We start from the raw sequence: 16691 nt of genomic DNA on the forward strand, positions 1-16691 counted from the left end.
TCTGTAGGAGCGAGCTTGCTCGCGAAAAACGTCCGGGCAACGCGTTCATTCAGGCTGCCCGCGTTATCGTTGACGCCTATCGCGAGCAGGCTCGCTCCTACAGGGGAAATATTTCAGGTTACGGCCAGCGCTTGAAAATCAGTGACGTATTAACCCCGCCAAACGCAAAGTTGTTGTTCATCACGTACCGGTTGCTCATCTGCCGGAACTCGCCGCGCAGGTAGTCGAGTTTGCCGCAGTGCGGGTCGACTTCGTCGAGGTTGAAGGTGTGCACGTAGAGGTCGCGGTTCATCATTTCGATGCTGAACCAGGATTCCAGCGCTCCGCAGGCGCCGAGGGTGTGGCCGAGGAAGCTTTTTTGCGAGCTGATCGGCATGTGCTCGCCGAACAGGCTGCTGGTGGCCTGGGTTTCGGCGATGTCGCCCTGTTCGGTGGCGGTGCCGTGGCCGTTGACGTAGCCGATGTCCGAAGGTTTCAGCCCGGCGTCTTCCAGGGCCAGTTCCATGGCGCGGCGCATGGTGATTTGTTCGGGGCGGGTGGTGTGCTGGCCGTCGGCGTTGCTGCCGAAACCGACGATTTCGGCATGGATGCGTGCGCCACGGGCCAGGGCGTGTTCCAGTTCTTCGAGCACCAGCATGCCGCCGCCTTCGCCGATCACCAGGCCGTCGCGTGCGCTGTCGTAGGGACGTGGGCTGCGTTGCGGGGTGTCGTTTTTCAGGCTGGTGGCGTAGAGCGCATCGAAGACCATGGCTTCGGTCGGGCACAGTTCTTCGGCACCGCCGGCGAGCATCAGCGGCAGGCGCCCGAACTTGATGGCTTCGTAGGCGTAGCCGATGCCCTGGCTGCCGCTGGTGCAGGCGCTGGAGGTGGGAATCAGGCGCCCGGTGAGGCCGAAGAAGATGCTGATGTTCGCCGCGGTGGTGTGCGGCATCATGCGCACGTAGGAGTTGGCGTTCAGGCCTTCGGCCACCGAGTTGAGCAGCATGTTGCCGAACGCCTTGATCTCGTCGGTACTGCCGGTCGAGGAACCGCAGGCAACGCCCATGCGCCCGTCCTTGATCGACTCGTCACCCAGCAGGCCGGCGTCGGCCAGCGCCATCTCCGCCGCACCCACAGCCAGCCGCGAAACCCGGCCCATGCTGCGCAGTTGTTTGCGGGTCCAGTGGCTGGGCACCTTGAAGTCATCGATGGGGCCAGCCAGGCGCGTGTTGAGTTCGGTGAAACGATCCCACTCGTCCATCCGGCGGATGCCACTGCGGTTGGCTGCGAAGTTGCCGGCGATGGTCTCCCAATCGCTGCCCAATGAGGTGATGCCGGCCATGCCGGTGACGACGACGCGCTTCATCAACACAGGCCTCCGTTGACGGCCAGAACCTGCCGGGTGATGTACGAGGCTTCCGCCGACATCAGGAAATTCACCGCACCGGCCACCTCTTCAGGGGTGCCCATGCGTTGTGCGGGGATCATTTTCATCAGTTCTTCCAGCGGCACTTTTTCGTCGAGCATGGTGGTGTCGATCAGGCCGGGTGCGACACAGTTGACGGTGATTTTGCGCTTGCCCAACTCAATCGCCAATGCCTTGGCCGCGCCGATCAACCCGGCCTTGGAGGCGCTGTAGTTGACCTGGCCACGGTTGCCGATCAATCCCGACACCGAGGTGATGCAGACAATCCGCCCGGCGGCGCGACGACGAATCATCGGCATCATCACCGGGTGCAGCACGTTGTAGAAACCATCGAGATTGGTGCGCATCACCACATCCCAGTCGTCTTCGCTCAAGGCCGGAAAAGCACCGTCGCGGGTCAGGCCGGCGTTGAGCACCACGCCGTAATAGGCACCGTGGGTTTCCACGTCGGCTTCGAGGATCTCTTTGCAGCGGGCGCGGTCGGCCACGTCGAATTGCAGGATACGCGCACGACGGCCCAAGGCCTCGATTTCGGCCTTGACGGCTTCGGCGTCGGCCAGGCCGCTGCGGCAATGCAGCACGATGTCGTGCCCGGCCTGGGCCAGGCGCAAGGCGATGGCGCGGCCGATGCCACGGCTGGAACCGGTGACCAGTACGGATTCAGTCATGACTGGACTCCTTCGGGTTCATGGAGATATTGAGCGGCCTGGGGTGGGCGATACACGTTCAGACGGGCGGTGGCGTGGATGCCCTGGGCATTGATGTGGCACTCGAACACGCCCATGCCGTTATCGTCTTCCAGCGAGCGGATCCCGTGGATGGTCAATTCGGTGCCGGCCGGGAAGCTTTCCACGTTGCATTCGAATTTGCGGCTGCCGAGCAGGAAGCCCAATTCCACCGCATCACCGCGCTGACGCGCCTGGCAGCCGGCGAAGGCGGCCACGCTCTGGGCCATCAGTTCGATGCCGACCCAGGCCGGCAGGCTGCCGTCGGGGAGATTGAACAGGCCATCGGGCTTGACGGTCAGGCGGGTGTGAATCTGCTCCTCATCGAACGCCAGGATCTGATCGATAAGGATCATGTCGCCAGCGTGGGGCAGCAGTTCGGCGAGCGGCCAGTCAATCATGGGGCGTCTCCGATAATCAGGCTGACGTTGTTGCCACCGAAGGCGAAGGAATTGCTCATCAGGTAGCGGGGTGCAATGGACGTCAGGCGAGTGGCCGGGGTCACCCATTGCAGCGGCGGCAGTTCGGGGTCGGGCTGCCCGTCCCAGACGTGCGGCGGCAGGGCATGCTCGCGATTGTCCGGGCTCAGGCTCAACCAGCAAAACGCCGCTTCCAGCGCCCCGGCTGCGCCGAGAGTGTGGCCGGTCATGGGTTTGCTCGACGAACAGGGCACGCCGGCCGGGAACAGCGTTGCCACGGCCTGGCTTTCCATGGCGTCGTTATGCTGGGTGGCAGTGCCGTGCAGGTTCAGATAAGCGATCTGCTGCGGTTGCAGGTTGGCGCGGCTCAGGGCCTTGCGCATGGCTTGCAAGGCGCCACGCCCTGTTGGCTCCGGAGCGGAAATATGATGCGCATCGGAACTGGCGCCGCTGCCGAGCAAGGCAATCGGCTGGCTGTCGCCTGCATGTCTGGTCATCAGGAACAGCACAGCGGCTTCGCCAATGTTGATGCCATTGCGGTTCACCGAAAACGGATTGCAACGCTGTTGCGAGACCGCTTCCAGCGCCGAGAAGCCGTTAAGGGTCAGTTTGCACAAGGTGTCGACGCCGCCGCACAGCACCGCGTCGCAAATGCCCAGGTCCAACAGGCGCTGGGCGCTCATCAGGGCTCGGGCACTGGAGGTGCAAGCCGTGGAGATGACATAGGCCGGGCCGCTCAATTGCAGCCACTCGGCGAGGAAATTGGCCGGCGCCCCGAGTTCCTGTTGCTGATAGTCGTACTCGGCAGGGAACTGCTTTTCGCGCAGGTAATGCGCCAGGCCCTGGCTGGCCTCGTCGATACCCGAGGTGCTGGTGCCCAGCACGACACCGATGCGATCGCGGCCGTAGGTCTGGATCGCGCTGTCGATGTCCGGGCGGATTTGCAGCGTGGCTTCCAGCAGCAGCTGATTGTTGCGGCTGTGATGGTGCGACATGTCGGCTGGAACGGTTGCCAGTTCGCCCTGGACCGCTCCAACCGGCAGCGTGCGTTGCGGCACCCAGCCGGCTTGTTCGTGCATGCCGCCACAGTCGCCGGCAAACAGGTTGCGGGCAACCTCCTGCCTGTCGCGGCCCAGCGCGCAGACCAGTCCGAGGGCATTGAGGTAAGCCGTCATGGCGCTTCACCGCTCAGGGGCGTGACTTGATAGGTCGGACCTTTCGCAAGCTTCAATTCAAAATTCTGCAGTTGTGCGTAGCGTATGTCCCAGCGCTCAGGCAGGGAGCGTTGTGTGCCGTGCTGCCAGGCAGTGGGATAGTTGGTCGCCAGTTCATCCTTCGGCGTCAGCGCAAACAACAGCGCCGCGAACAGCTCCCGGGCTTCCGGGTTGGGCGGCAAAAAGCCATCGGACTCCCAGGTTTTGTCGATCAGTTTCTGGCGAGCCAGGGGAATGCCCAGCAGGTCCATCATCGACCAGCGAATACCCGGCTCTTCGCGCTGGATCACCAGCACCCAGTCCTGCCGTTTGTCGTCCTGCAGGCGCTGGATGTGCAGTTGCATCGGCAACGGCAGATCCGGAATTTTTCCGGGCAATGGTGCCCGGCTGGTGCAGGCGCTGAGTAGCAGGGTCATGCTGAGTAGCAAAATGCCAGCGAGCCATGTGGGAGCGAGCCTGCTCGCGAATGCGGTGGCACATGCAGCATCAATGTTGACTGACACACCGCTTTCGCGAGCAGGCTCGCTCCCACAGGGATAGCGTTGTGAGCGACTGGCAATGAACATCACACAATTCCTTCAAAAGGTTTGCGCGCGACCACATTGACCAGGGTTTCTTCCCGTTGGCCAAAGGGTTTCGGCTTGCACACACCCAAGTGTTCCAGCAGGCCGAAATCCGTGGCACGACTCCACCACAGATACGGATAAGACACGTTTTGCTCGGTAAATTCGAAACCCTGCCGGCGAATCATTTGCAGATACTGCGCAGCGCTTTTCTGCACGTGCATGGGGTGGCGGAACAACCAGCGGATCACCCAGGTATCAATGTAGGCCTCGGTGGATTCGGCGAACAGCAGATAACCGCCGGGCTTGAGCACGCGATAGAACTCGGCCAGGGCCTGTTCCTGCTCCACCAGATGATGGAAGGTCTGGTGACAGAACAGCAGGTCGATACTGGCGTCCGGCAGCTTGAGGCTGGCGCAGTCACTGCCGATCAACTCCACTTCCATGCCCTGGCGGGCCGCTTCTTCGGCGCTCTGGACCAGGCTTTGCGGGTCGGCATCAATACCGATCAGACGAGCAGGCGCAAAGGCCTGGCGCAGCAGCGGGAATGACTTGCCCTGGCCACAACCGGCATCCAGCAGCACCGGGCCGGCAGGTAGCGCTTCGCTGAACAGGTTGCACAAATCGTTGATTGCCGCCCGCAGCACATAGTGTTGCCAGATCCGGCTGCGCAGGAACCACAAGCCGAAACGGGTTTCCTCGACGTAGGTGTCGCTCAAGTCGTTCATGACGCGTCCCTTGCACAGAATTCCGATATTACCTTCAATCGCCGCCGGGCTTCGCTGACGAACGGGTTGCGTGAGTCCCAGGCATATCCGGCAAGAATGGAACTGATCATCCCACGGATTTCCGGCGAACTGCTCTCATGGAAAATCACATCCTGGAAGGTCCCGGCGTACCAGCCTTCGACATAACAACGGAACGTGTCGACGCCGCGTTTGAGCGGTTCGGCGAACTCGGCTTGCCAGTCGACGGCCTCGCCTTGCAACTGGCGGTGCAATACGCCGGCGGCCATGCTCGCCGAACGCATGGCGATCGTCACACCGGAGGAAAACACCGGGTCGAGGAACTCCGCGGCATTGCCCAGCAGCGCGAAGCCCGGGCCGTGCAGGGTTTTGACGTTGGCCGAGTAACCGCCGATGGTTCGGGCCGCGGTGTCCCACTGTGCATTTTGCAACACGCCGGCCAGGCTTGGCGTTTCGGCGATAAAGCCGCGCAGGCACTCGTCCAGGTTGTCGCTGCGGCCGGCGAAACGTTCCTCGGCGGCAACCACGCCGACCGAGCAGCGCCCGTTGCTGAACGGGATGGTCCAGAACCACACGTCGCGCAGGGTCGGATGAGTGGTCACGAGGATCTTGCTGCGGTCGAAGGCCGGGTGGTCGATACGGTCTTCAACGTGCGTGAACACGGCCTGGCGCACCGGGAAATTCGACGGCGCCTCAAGGTCGAGCAAACGCGGCAGCACGCGGCCATAGCCACTCGCATCGAGCAGGAAACCAGCCTCGATGCGGTACTCGCTGCCGTCTTCGCGGCGCACGCCGAGCTGCGGTTTTTCCGGATCGATGTCGACGCTGACGATGGTCTCGCCATAGCGGATCTCCACGCCTTGCAGCGTGGCCTGATCGGCCAGCAGCTTGTCGAAATCGGCGCGCTGGACCTGAAATGTCGTCGATTTGCCGTGGCTGAACGTCTCGCTGAAATCGAACGCGCTGTAACGTTCACCCCAGGCAAACGCGGCACCGGTTTTCAGCTGGAAGCCGGCGGCGTTGACGGCGTCGAGCATGCCCGCTTCTTCGACGAAATCCAGGCAATGGGCCAACAGGCTTTCACCGATGGAAAACCGTGGAAAATGCTGACGCTCGATCACCAGCACATCGTGTCCCTTGCGCTTGAGCAATGCGGCGGCGATGGCCCCGGAAGGACCGGCGCCGATGACCACGACCTGGCGAATTTCCATTTCAACGGTTGGCATGGGGGCTCCTTGCCGGAACTGCGGTTTTCAGGGGGATTCGGTGCATGCCGGTCAGGGCCGGTAGCAGCGTTGCGATCAGGCCCATCAGCATCAGTGCAAAGTACAGCGGCGGGCTGATGAGTTGCTGTTGCAGCAGCAGGTTGAGAAAAACGATCTCGCTCAAGCCGCGGATGTTCAGCAGCACACTTTCCCGCCAGCGGCTGGCGCCTTTGAACGAGGCCCCGGCCCAGCCGAGGCCGAGCCAGTTGCCCAGCAGTTTGCTAAGCAGTGGCAACAGCAGCAGGGCCGCCAATTGCATCCAGCCGAGGCTGTCCATCGCGCTGTGCACGTTGATCTGCACGATGCCGAACGTGAGGATCAGCGGGATGGCGATGTACGTCTGCAAACGGCTCATCCACACGGCCGGCAACGGCAGCACCAGCGGCGCCTTCAGTGCGGCCATGATCAACACATAACCGATGCCGAAAATCAGCGCATTGAGCTTGTAGTGTTCAGCGACCACCAGCAGGGCGAAAAAACCCAGGCTGTAGAGCCACGTCTGGCGCAGGCCCAGCAACCGCAGCAGTACCGGAAGGCATGCGCCGGCCAGTGGCAGCAACAGGCTGCTCAGGTGCAGGCTGCCCTGGGCAATGCCGAACAGGGTCCAGCAGGCGAGGTCGATGAGGATTGCGGTTTGCACCAGGCGCCGGGTGGCGGCAGGTGGGTAATCGATGTGCCGCAGGTACAGATACAACACCGGAATCGCGGTGATGGCGAACAACAGGCCGACGGCCAGCGAGCTGATCCACGGTTGCGGTGGCAACCACAAGACGGCCGTGGCCAGGCCACAGGCAAACGGGACGCAAAAGCTGGGCAGGGCGATTTTCAGGCTTTGGCGATCCAGTTGCAGGTCGATCACATCGCTGAGGATGTAGCCCAGCAACAGGGCAAAGCTCAGGCTGTAGGCGTTCTTCAACCAGCCCGGCGACACCAGTTGCGCACCGCTCAATTGCCAGTGGGGCTCGATCCAGAAATACATCAACAGCGGCAAGCCGAGGGTCGCCAGCAACAACTGGCTGACGATGGGAATCAAACCGAAATGGCGGCCGACACGGGTCGCCACAGCGAACAACGCCAGCGCCATCGCCCAGAACAGCACGACCATCACGTTGCACGCTCCACGGCTGCGGGTTCATGCACCTGTCGACCGGCCCATGGCGCGAGCAGGAAGCTGAAGATCAGGCCCAGGCTCACCGACAGTCCGAAGTTGCTCACAGCCGGGGTACTCGACACCGCCAGCAGGCCGAACGACAGCCAGGTGGTCAACGCTGCCAGCAAGGCGCCCAACAGGCTCACGGCCGCGCCGCCGACCTGTTCGCGCATCAGGATCGCGTAATCGACACTGATCGCCGTCACCAGCAGCAGGCCGAACAGGCTGAACAGGGTCAACGGCTGCCCCAGCCAGCCGAGGCTGGCCAGGCTGCACAACGCTGCCAGCAGCGGCAGCGACACGATGCGCAGCGCACCGCCGAGGCCGAAGGGCAGGATCAGCACCAGCACGATCAGCACGCAGGAGGCGAGTTTCAGTTCTGCGGCACTGATTTGGGTGGCCGCAAAGACATCGTTCAATTCACCCAGCCGATCCACCAGCGTCACGCCGGGCAGATCCTCACCCTGGAGCCGCAACAGGGCCGGGTTGTTGATGCCTTGCAGACTGACCATTGCCGCCACGCCATCTTCGGTCGGCCCCAGCCACAGGGGCCGGTAGGGTTCTGCCAACGGGCCGGTGAGCGCGGCGTCGATGTCCACGGTCGGCAATGCCTGTAACTTCGCCAGCTCGGCTTGCAGCGCCTCGCCCGGTATGCCGATGTCGAGCAACGGTTGCCAGAACGACGGCAGTCTGTTCAACGCTTCGCGTACCTGTTGCTGTTCGTTCGGCGGGCTGACCAGTTGATTGAGCGACAGATAACCCTGGAGCTTTTCCAGGCCAATCAATTGATCCAGTCGTTCGCGCAGCGCGTTCTGGCGTTCGAGCAGTTGCTGCTGATTGGCGGCACGTATCAGGAAGAACTGGCTGGTGGGTTGATAGCCGGTAATCCGGGCAATGGTCCGGGCTTCGTCGGTCAATTGTTGAGGTGCGCCGATCCACTGGCGGATGTCGTTTTTGCTGCTCAGCTGTAACAGGCCGCCCACACAAAAGGCGATGAGCAACGCCAGCAGGACCGGTGTTTTCGCCTGTCTGAGCAGCGCTTCACGACAGCCAAGCAAAAGCTCGCAAACACGCAATGGCCATTGCGCCGGGCGCAGGTCCACGCCCTTGAGCAAGGCCGGCAGCAGGCACACGGCCGACAGATAGGCGCCGAGCAAGCCGGCAGCAGAGAACACGGCGATCTGGGTCAGCGCCGGGAAGGGTGTCCAGGCCAGGGCCAGGTAGCCGATACCGCTGGTGATCAGGCTCAAAGTCAACCCGGGCAAGGTCAGGCGCAGGGCGGGCCAGCTGTGCCAGGGTTTCAGGCTCCAGCTCTTGGACAGGTAATGCAACGGGTAATCGACCGCGACACCGATCAGGCTCGAGCCCAGCACCAGCGTCATTACGTGCATATGGCCGAACGACGCCACGCAGGCCACCGCCCCGAAGAGCATGCCCACCAGCACCGGCACGAATGCCAGCAAGACGCGCCAGCGCCGGAAGGCCAGCAGTAGCAACAACAGAATCCCGAGGGTGGCACCGCCACCGACCCAGGTCATCTCCCGGGTGGCCTGCTGCTGCCCGTTGGCTGCGTACAGCAAGCCGCTGGCGGCGAGCAGTTGCACGTCGTGCCGTGAGGCTTCTTCGCGGCTGTGCTTGAGCAGGCCGGCCACTTGCAGCGGCAGGCTCATGTCGAAGGCGTTGCCGGTGGTGCGCGCACGCAGCAACACCCAGCTCTTGCCATCGGCATCGGCAATCAAGGCGCCGCTGCCGATGTCCAGTTGCACCGAACCGCGTTGCGGCTGGCTGTTCTGGATGCGCCCGGTCAGGCCCAGCCAGTCATCCTGGCTCGGCACCAGGCTGTAACCATTGAACGGGTCGAACAAGGCCTGCACCCGTTGCTGGACAAAGAGATCAGGGTGATCGACCAGCAATTGTCGGTCCGCCGCCGAGAGCATCGCCAGACGACCTCGCAGCAATTGCGTGCGCAACGCCGGCAAGTCGGCTTGCAGGGTCCACTGGACCTTTTCGAACAATCCGCTGGCCTGCCATTGCTCGCCGAGGGTTTGCGCCATGGCGACGGCCTGCTGGCGATCGGTGTGGCCGACCAGCACCAGCATTTCGCGATTCAGTGGTTCCTGCATGCGCTGTTCGGCGCGCAGCTCCAGGGCATCGGGCGCCGTGCCGGGCACCAGTTCCATCAGATTGGCCGACAGCGGCGCGCCGTCACGCCATTGCCAACCGGCGAGCGCGAGCACTGCCAGCAGCAGGATCAGAAACAGCCGTGGCAGGAACCGTTCACTCGGCAAAGTCATGTTGCTCCGAGTCGCTCAATGGTTGGGTGGCGGTGCTGTCCTGCATGCGCAACAAGGTACTGTCGCCCTGGGTTTCGAGCAGTTCGATGCTGTGCACCAGTTCTGCGCCAGCAATGTTGATCTGGTTGAACACCTGCTTGAGCAGCATCGAGCGCGGCACCAGCGTGAGCTTCCAGTTCTGCGCATCGCCGCTCAGGGATAGCTCGAAATCCCGTTGCAGGCCGCTGCTGTCGCCTTGCAGCACGGCCAGGAACAAACGGTTCTGCTCGGCACCGGCGCTTTTGCCCGGCAGCATTTGCCAGACAATACCGTCACGCCGGGCAATACCTTTGGCGTTGATGCGATAGTCCTGTTGCAGTGGCGTTTTCAGCAGCCACAACAAGCCGTGGTTTTTTGCCAGGACGAACGTGCCCTTGCTGACCAGCGGCTGGGGCAGGGCGCGCAGGTGTTTTTCCTGGATGAAATTGCCGTGGATGACTTCGGGCCTGGCCAGTTGATTGCTGAGTTGTTGCAGGTCGAAGGCGTTGGCCAGCCCGGGAATACCCAGTAGCACGCAAAACACTGTAGGAGCGAGCTTGCTCGCGAAAAACCTGAGAGCAGCGCGGGGTGTCAGGTGCCCAGCGTTATCGTTAACGACCATCGCGAGCAAGCTCGCTCCTACAGGGGAGCGGGGATGGCAGAACATCATGGCAGGGCCCTTTCGACAGCATTGGTAAAGACCTTCGGCGAGGCCAGTTGCATCTCGCGGCTGGCGAGGTCGACGGCGACCTGTATCGACATGGCCCGGGTCAAGCGCTCACCGGTTTGCAGATCGCTGATCAGGTAGTTGATCTTCAATCGGTTCTCCCACTCCACCAGGTTGGCGCGCACGTTGAGTTTCTGGCCGAACACCGCGCCGCGCACGTAGCGCAATTGCAGGTCGATCACCGGCCACGCATAACCTGACTCGTTCATTGCCGTGTAGTTGTGACCGATCCTGTCCAGCAGCGCACAGCGGGCGACTTCCAGGTATTTGACGTAATGGCCGTGCCAGACCACGTGCATGCTGTCGACGTCAAAGAACGGTACGACGATTTCCGTGTCGGTGTGCAGGAATCCCTTGCTACGCATGCAACCTCCAGTGTTGTTCGGCGATGCGTTGCAGGCACAGGCGCAATTCGCCTTCCAGCGCGCGGTCTTCGATGACCGGCGGGAAATCCCTGGCCAGCGCTTCGTGCATGGCGGCCAAAGCGGGTGGCAGTGGGCGTGCATCTTCGGCCTGGCTGCGCAGCCAGACGCCCTGATTGGCCGCCAGCAGCGTGGCGGCCGCCACCTGCTCGGTGAGCTCCAGCACGCGGATCGCATCCCGGGCGGCGATGGTGCCCATGCTCACTTTGTCCTGGTTGTGGCATTCGGTGGAACGCGAAAAGACGCTGGCCGGCATGGTGTTCTTCAGCGCTTCGGCGGTCCAGGCGCTGGTACCGATCTGCACGGCCTTGAAACCATGGTTGAGCATGGCGCGGTCTGCCGTGGCGCCGGACAGGTTGCTCGGCAAGCCATGGTTGTAGCGCTCATCCACCAGCAGCGCGAGTTGCCGATCCAGCAGGTCGGCGACGTTGGCCACGAGGTTTTTCAGGCTGTCCATGGCGAACGCGATGTGCCCGCCGTAGAAGTGCCCGCCGTGCAGCACGCGCTCGGCTTCGGCGTCGATGATCGGGTTATCGTTGGCGCTGTTGAGCTCGATCTCGATGAACGAGCGCAGCCAGTTCAGGCTGTCGGCCAGTACGCCCAGCACATGGGGTGCGCAGCGCAGGGAATAACGGTCTTGCAGGCGATGCAACGGCGCGGTCGGCGCATCGATGGCCAGATCCTTGCGCAACCACGCGGCGACCTGCATCTGCCCCGGATGTGGCTTGGCGGCGAACAGGCGTTCGTCGAAGTGCTCCGGGTTGCCTTGCAGGGCGACGACATTGAGCGCGGTGATGCGCGTGGCCAGTTGCAGCAGGTAATCGGCGCGGGCGTAAGCCAGGCACGCCAGACCGGTCATCACGGCGGTGCCGTTCATCAATGCCAGGGCTTCTTTCGGGCGCAGCACGAGTGGCTGCCAACCGAGTTCGCGGTGCACGTCGGCAGCCTGCCAGCGTTCGCCGCGGAACATCACTTCGCGTTCGCCGGACAGTGTGGCGGCAACGTACGAAAGCGGCGTCAGGTCACCGCTGGCGCCCACCGAACCTTCCTCCGGGATCAGCGGCAGGATGTCGTGTTCAAGGAACGCCTGCAGGCGCTCCAGCAGTTCCACGCGCACCCCGGAAACACCGTGGCACAACGACTGCAAACGCGCGGCCAATACCGCACGGGTGGCCTGGGCGTCGAGCAGTTTGCCCAGCCCGCAGCCGTGGAAGGTAAACAGATGACGGGGCAGCGCCTCGACGTGGTGCAGCGGTACCGCGACCACGCAGGAGTCGCCATAACCGGTGGTCACGCCGTAGATCACGCCTTCCTTGTCCAGCAGAGAGTCCAGAAAGCGCGCGCCCTTGGCGATGCGTTCACGGTACTCAGGGTCGCTCTGCAACTGCGTCGGCGCCTGGCGGTTGGCCAGGGCCAGCACGTCTTCGATGCGCAAAGGGAGTTCGCCGAAGGTTACCGGCTCAAGCGTTGGCGTCGTCATCGGTCTTCCAGAAAGGGTAAAAGTTGAACCATTGTCGGGGCGCTTCGAGGCAATAGTGACTCAGGCGCTCCGCATAGCGGGTGGCCCACTGATGAATGACCTGCTCGCGATCGCTGCGCTTCCAGGTGATGGCGTCAGCGAACGGTTCAATGGTCAGTCGATAGTCGCCGTCGGGCTTTTTCAGGCACAACAGCAGGTTGATCGGGCATTTCAGCAGGCCGGCCAGCAGCCAGGGACCCTGGGGGAACCTGGCCGGATGACCGAGGAAATCCACGGTCACGCTGCGCCCGCCGTGCAGCGGTACGCGGTCGCCGGCAATCGCCAGCCACTCGCCACGCTCCAGGCGTTCACTCAGTTGTAGCATGATCCCGGGGTCCAGTTCGCTGACCTGAATCAGGCGTAAATTGGTTGCCCCGGCTTCACCCAGCAAACGGTTGAACTGTTCGGCGTGCTTGGTATGCACCAGCACGTTCATCGTGACTTTCTCACCGAGCTCCGCCAGTGCACGGCAGACTTCCAGATTGCCCAGGTGCGCGCCCACCAGCATCTGCCCGCGGGCACCGCGCAACTGGTCGCGCAGCAGCGCCGGGTCGACGATTTCGATCTGTTCGATGCTCAGCCTGCCGTTCCAGACATCGAGTTTGTCGAGCATGGAATCGGCGAAGGCCATGAACTGGCCGAACACGCGCCAGTGGTTCGGGCGCAGCTCGCTGCGACCGCTCCAGTCGGCGAGGCGTTGCTGGTATTGCCAGGCACTTTTGCGAGCGCTGCGGCCGAACAGGAAAAAGTACAGGACGATGCCATACAACAGCGGGCTCAGCAGGCGCCGGCCCAGCACTTTGGCGCCGAATGCGGTGAGCTTCATCAGCCAGAAACTGCCGCGCTCTTCGCGGTCGGCCCAGTGTTGCTTGTCGGTGCTCATGCCCGCCACCGTCGCCAGAGGATCACTGGCGCTCGCAGCAACATGCCGAAGAACAGCCGCGTGTGCATGCTGGAAATCAGTACGTTGTCGTGGAGCATACGAAAATGTGAAACGCCGTCCAACGGGTAATGGACTCTGGTTTGCAGCCATTGCATTGGCTGATTGCGCCAGGCCAGGCGCACCAGGATGTCCGAGTCGAAGTCCATGCGCTTGCCGATTTTCGCTGACTCGATCAACGCCAGAACCGGTGGCAACGGGTAAACCCGGAAACCGCACATGGAGTCGCGAATCTGCAACGACAGGGTGTTGATCCAGACCATGACGTGAGTCAGGTAGCGCGCATACAAACGGCCTTTCGGCACGCTGGCGTCATATAGCGGATAACCGCAAATCACCGCTCGTGGGTGGCGGCGTGATTGTTCGATGAAGCGTGTGATGTCCTGCAAGTCATGCTGGCCATCGGCATCCACCTGCAAGACATGGCTGAAACCCAGGCGCGACGCTTCGCGCATGCCGGTCATGACTGCACCACCCTTGCCCTGGTTTTCGGCGAGCCGGATCAGGTAAACCATTTCCCGCTGGGCCAGGCGATCCAGCACCCGGGCGCAGCGCGGACTGCTGGCATCGTCCACCAGAATGCACGGCAGGTTACTGGCGATCAGGGCGTCGACCACCGTGGTGATGGCGCTTTCGTGGTTGTACACCGGGACGATGGCGCAGGGGCTATGCATGTTGGTGTGCACCTGAAAGACCGAGGCGTCTGCTTCGCGAGCAGGCTCGCTCCCACACTGGATTAGCGAGCACCGCAGACCTCATGTGGGAGCGAGCCTGCTCGCGATTGAGTGCGCAGCACTCACTCAGCTTATGCATGCGCTGCCTCCAGCAAGATCCGCCCGCTGGAGCACGTGGCGATTTCGTTGCGGTAGGCAAAGTACAATTTGCCGCGCGTCGGGTCGAAGCGCAGGTGCAGCTGGATTTCATCTCCCGGGCGCACCAGTTGCTGGAACTTCAAGACTTCCATGCCGGCGAACTTTTTCGGCAGGTTCATCAGTTGCTGGCCCAGGCTCATCGCCCACTCCACCTGCACCACGCCCGGCAATACCGGCGCCCTGGGAAAGTGACCGCTGAAATAGGCCAGGTCCGGTGGCACGGCCAGTTGCAGGCTCCACTCGCCATTGCTTTCGACTTGCTCCAGCACCTCCGGGGCTTTGGGGCGCGGCGCCAACAGCAGGGCGTCGACGTCGGCCTGGGGCAGTTTGCCCTGGGCGTTCAGCGGCAGTTGTCGCAGCAGGCGCCAGCGTCTTGGCAGGGCCAGGGCTTCGCAGTGTTGGCTCAGGTGTTGGCGCAATGGCTCGGTGAGGCTGCGTCGGCCCTGATTGCGCAGAACATGCAAACCGGCCTCGCTCAGCACCAATAACGCCCCCAGGGACGCGCGGTTTTCCTGGACCACGCCGAGCCGCGCTTCGACGACCCATTCATGGGCCATCAGCGCCTGTTCCAGCATCGGTAGCGAAATGCGTTTTTCTTCCAGTTTGACGATCCGGTCCAGTCGCCCGAGCAACTCGAAGCGACCATCGACGGCGATGCGCGCTGAATCGGCAGTCTGTTCGACATGGCCGCCAGGCAAGTAGGGCGAAGCGATCAGCAGCGCACCATCACTGTCCTGAGTCAGCGTGACATCGGCAAACGGCCGCCAGAGCTCATCGCCCTGACGCCAGGCGATGCCACCGGTTTCCGAACTGCCGAAAATTTCCGTTGGCCATTGTCCCAGGCGCTCATGCAGGCTCTTGGCGGCCTCGACCGGCAAGGCTCCGCCGGAGGAAAACACCCGGCGCACGGCGCTCAGGGCCGGCCAGTCGAGGTTGTCGCCCATGCGCTTGAGCAGCGCCGGGCTGGCCACCCAGGCGAAGGCCGGGTACTCGCGGCTGGCGCGTTGCAGGTCTTCCGGAAAGGCCAATTGCCGGCGTACGAACGGGCGCCCGGCGCACAGCGGCCACAGCACCCTGAACAGCAGACCGTAGATGTGCTGGGTGGCGACGCTGCCAATGATGCACGCCGGGCCCAGGCCCGGGCCCCACAGCTGTTCCAGGGCTTCGACTTCGTTGGTCAGTTGGCGCAGGTGTTTTTCGATGCGCTTGGGTTCGCCACTGGAGCCCGATGTGCACAGGCTGATCTGGCACAGATCGAGGTCCAGCGCCGACGCATTCAGCGGCGGATGACGAAAGTCGCTCAGGTGTGCATCGTCGGGCTGATCGCTCAGCCACAGATCAACGTCCCCTGACCAGCGTTGACGGGTCTGCGGTTGCAGGTCGGACGGCAGCAGCACACTGACCCCGGCACGCCAGGCGCCAAGCAACGCGATCGCCAGGTCGGCCGCATCCTCAAGGTGCACGGCTATCTGCCGCACGCCCCGGGCTTGCAGGCCGGCAGCCAGACGCAGCGCCTGTTCGCACAGGCTGGCGTGATCCAGTGCCGGACTGGTTGTTACGGCACGGTCCGGTTGGGCCTTGAGCAGCAGGTGCTCAAGTTTTATCCAATTCATGGGTGGCCTCGTACCCTTATTCGTATGAGCCATTCAACGGCAAACATCAGGCCTATCAATCCGTAGGAAATCAGGCCGGTGTACAACGTCCACCAGCTCAGCGGCGCCCAGAGGGTCAGGGCGGCGGCACACAAACCGTTGCATAGAAAAAAAACGCTCCAGGCGATGGTCACCTGACGGGTATAGCGAATGCCCTCGGCCGGCAATTGTGGCTCGCGTACCCGGGCCAGGCGTTCAACGATCGGCGGGCCGAATGTCAGGCTCGAGCCGAACAGCACCAACATGAATACGCTGATCAACACCGGATACCAGCGCAACAGCGCCGGGCTGTCGAACAGTGCAAGCAACAGGCAGAACACAATGGCCACCGTCGCCATCCACAGGCTGCCAGGCTGGCGTTTGCCGGTCAGCGCCCGGGCCAGCCACAGTCCGCCCAGCAGCAGGCCGAACTGCCAGGGGGCGAAATGCTCCATGCCGAAATACACCGCAAAGGGATACAAGAGGCCTGCCAGCAGCAGGCCGAGGCCGATCAGTCGACTCATGCGGCCGGTTGAACCAGACGGTAAACCGCCTCGACCACGTCACTGACGGTACGCACCGATTTGAATTCTTCGGCGGCGATTTTCTTGCCGGTCTGACGTTTGATGTGATCAATCAGGTCGACCGCGTCGATGCTGTCGATTTCCAGGTCCTGATACAGGTTGGATTCCAGGCTCACACGCTCGGGGTCCAGTTCGAACAGCTCGACCAGGGCATCGCGCAGGGTGTTGAAAATGTCGTCACGAGTTTGCATGGTCCG

Annotated in this window: 17 protein-coding genes; all 17 read right to left on the reverse strand. The window is 62.8% G+C overall.

Annotation, left to right across the window (positions count from 1 at the left end):
* Window positions 1–118: 118 nt before the first annotated feature.
* Window positions 119–1345 (reverse strand): beta-ketoacyl-ACP synthase, encoded by a 1227-nt coding sequence (locus tag ACEN8E_RS01570; protein ID WP_495591161.1) that lies wholly within the window; start codon window positions 1343–1345, stop codon window positions 119–121.
* Entirely contained in the window at window positions 1345–2073 is a 729-nt protein-coding gene (fabG, locus tag ACEN8E_RS01575) for a 3-oxoacyl-ACP reductase FabG (protein ID WP_495591162.1), read from the reverse strand. Before fabG ends, ACEN8E_RS01570 begins: the two co-directional genes overlap by 1 nt.
* Window positions 2070–2531: a hotdog family protein gene (locus ACEN8E_RS01580; protein WP_495591163.1), complete on the reverse strand. Its 462-nt coding sequence runs from the start codon at window positions 2529–2531 to the stop codon at window positions 2070–2072. The genes fabG and ACEN8E_RS01580 overlap by 4 nt, the downstream gene beginning before the upstream one ends.
* Window positions 2528–3724, reverse strand: coding sequence for a beta-ketoacyl-[acyl-carrier-protein] synthase family protein (locus ACEN8E_RS01585; RefSeq protein WP_495591164.1), 1197 nt, complete (start codon window positions 3722–3724; stop codon window positions 2528–2530). The genes ACEN8E_RS01580 and ACEN8E_RS01585 overlap by 4 nt, the downstream gene beginning before the upstream one ends.
* On the reverse strand, window positions 3721–4329 hold the full coding sequence (locus ACEN8E_RS01590) for a hypothetical protein (RefSeq protein WP_495591165.1): 609 nt from the start codon (window positions 4327–4329) through the stop codon (window positions 3721–3723). Before ACEN8E_RS01590 ends, ACEN8E_RS01585 begins: the two co-directional genes overlap by 4 nt.
* The gene (locus ACEN8E_RS01595; RefSeq protein WP_495591166.1) at window positions 4329–5054 is read right to left on the reverse strand and encodes a class I SAM-dependent methyltransferase; all 726 of its coding nucleotides are present in this window, start codon (window positions 5052–5054) and stop codon (window positions 4329–4331) included. The genes ACEN8E_RS01590 and ACEN8E_RS01595 overlap by 1 nt, the downstream gene beginning before the upstream one ends.
* The gene (locus ACEN8E_RS01600; RefSeq protein ID WP_495591167.1) at window positions 5051–6298 is read right to left on the reverse strand and encodes an NAD(P)/FAD-dependent oxidoreductase; all 1248 of its coding nucleotides are present in this window, start codon (window positions 6296–6298) and stop codon (window positions 5051–5053) included. Before ACEN8E_RS01600 ends, ACEN8E_RS01595 begins: the two co-directional genes overlap by 4 nt.
* Window positions 6285–7442, reverse strand: coding sequence for a sodium:proton antiporter (locus ACEN8E_RS01605; RefSeq protein WP_495593261.1), 1158 nt, complete (start codon window positions 7440–7442; stop codon window positions 6285–6287). Before ACEN8E_RS01605 ends, ACEN8E_RS01600 begins: the two co-directional genes overlap by 14 nt.
* Window positions 7442–9781: an MMPL family transporter gene (locus ACEN8E_RS01610; RefSeq protein WP_495591168.1), complete on the reverse strand. Its 2340-nt coding sequence runs from the start codon at window positions 9779–9781 to the stop codon at window positions 7442–7444. Before ACEN8E_RS01610 ends, ACEN8E_RS01605 begins: the two co-directional genes overlap by 1 nt.
* On the reverse strand, window positions 9765–10469 hold the full coding sequence (locus tag ACEN8E_RS01615; protein WP_495591169.1) for an outer membrane lipoprotein carrier protein LolA: 705 nt from the start codon (window positions 10467–10469) through the stop codon (window positions 9765–9767). Before ACEN8E_RS01615 ends, ACEN8E_RS01610 begins: the two co-directional genes overlap by 17 nt.
* Complete coding sequence (locus tag ACEN8E_RS01620; protein ID WP_495591170.1) at window positions 10466–10891, reverse strand: acyl-CoA thioesterase; 426 nt, start codon at window positions 10889–10891, stop codon at window positions 10466–10468. The genes ACEN8E_RS01615 and ACEN8E_RS01620 overlap by 4 nt, the downstream gene beginning before the upstream one ends.
* Window positions 10884–12428, reverse strand: a complete 1545-nt coding sequence (locus tag ACEN8E_RS01625; RefSeq protein WP_495591171.1) for an HAL/PAL/TAL family ammonia-lyase — start codon at window positions 12426–12428, stop codon at window positions 10884–10886. The genes ACEN8E_RS01620 and ACEN8E_RS01625 overlap by 8 nt, the downstream gene beginning before the upstream one ends.
* The gene (locus ACEN8E_RS01630) at window positions 12409–13350 is read right to left on the reverse strand and encodes a lysophospholipid acyltransferase family protein (RefSeq protein ID WP_495591172.1); all 942 of its coding nucleotides are present in this window, start codon (window positions 13348–13350) and stop codon (window positions 12409–12411) included. Before ACEN8E_RS01630 ends, ACEN8E_RS01625 begins: the two co-directional genes overlap by 20 nt.
* Window positions 13347–14081 (reverse strand): glycosyltransferase family 2 protein, encoded by a 735-nt coding sequence (locus ACEN8E_RS01635; protein WP_495591173.1) that lies wholly within the window; start codon window positions 14079–14081, stop codon window positions 13347–13349. Before ACEN8E_RS01635 ends, ACEN8E_RS01630 begins: the two co-directional genes overlap by 4 nt.
* 131 nt (window positions 14082–14212) lie before the next feature.
* On the reverse strand, window positions 14213–15892 hold the full coding sequence (locus tag ACEN8E_RS01640; protein WP_495591174.1) for an ApeI family dehydratase: 1680 nt from the start codon (window positions 15890–15892) through the stop codon (window positions 14213–14215).
* Window positions 15889–16434 (reverse strand): COG4648 family protein, encoded by a 546-nt coding sequence (locus tag ACEN8E_RS01645; RefSeq protein WP_495591175.1) that lies wholly within the window; start codon window positions 16432–16434, stop codon window positions 15889–15891. Before ACEN8E_RS01645 ends, ACEN8E_RS01640 begins: the two co-directional genes overlap by 4 nt.
* On the reverse strand, window positions 16431–16685 hold the full coding sequence (locus ACEN8E_RS01650) for an acyl carrier protein (RefSeq protein ID WP_007992314.1): 255 nt from the start codon (window positions 16683–16685) through the stop codon (window positions 16431–16433). Before ACEN8E_RS01650 ends, ACEN8E_RS01645 begins: the two co-directional genes overlap by 4 nt.
* Window positions 16686–16691 lie beyond the last annotated feature (6 nt).

The organism is Pseudomonas sp. Pseusp9, assembly GCF_059491265.1.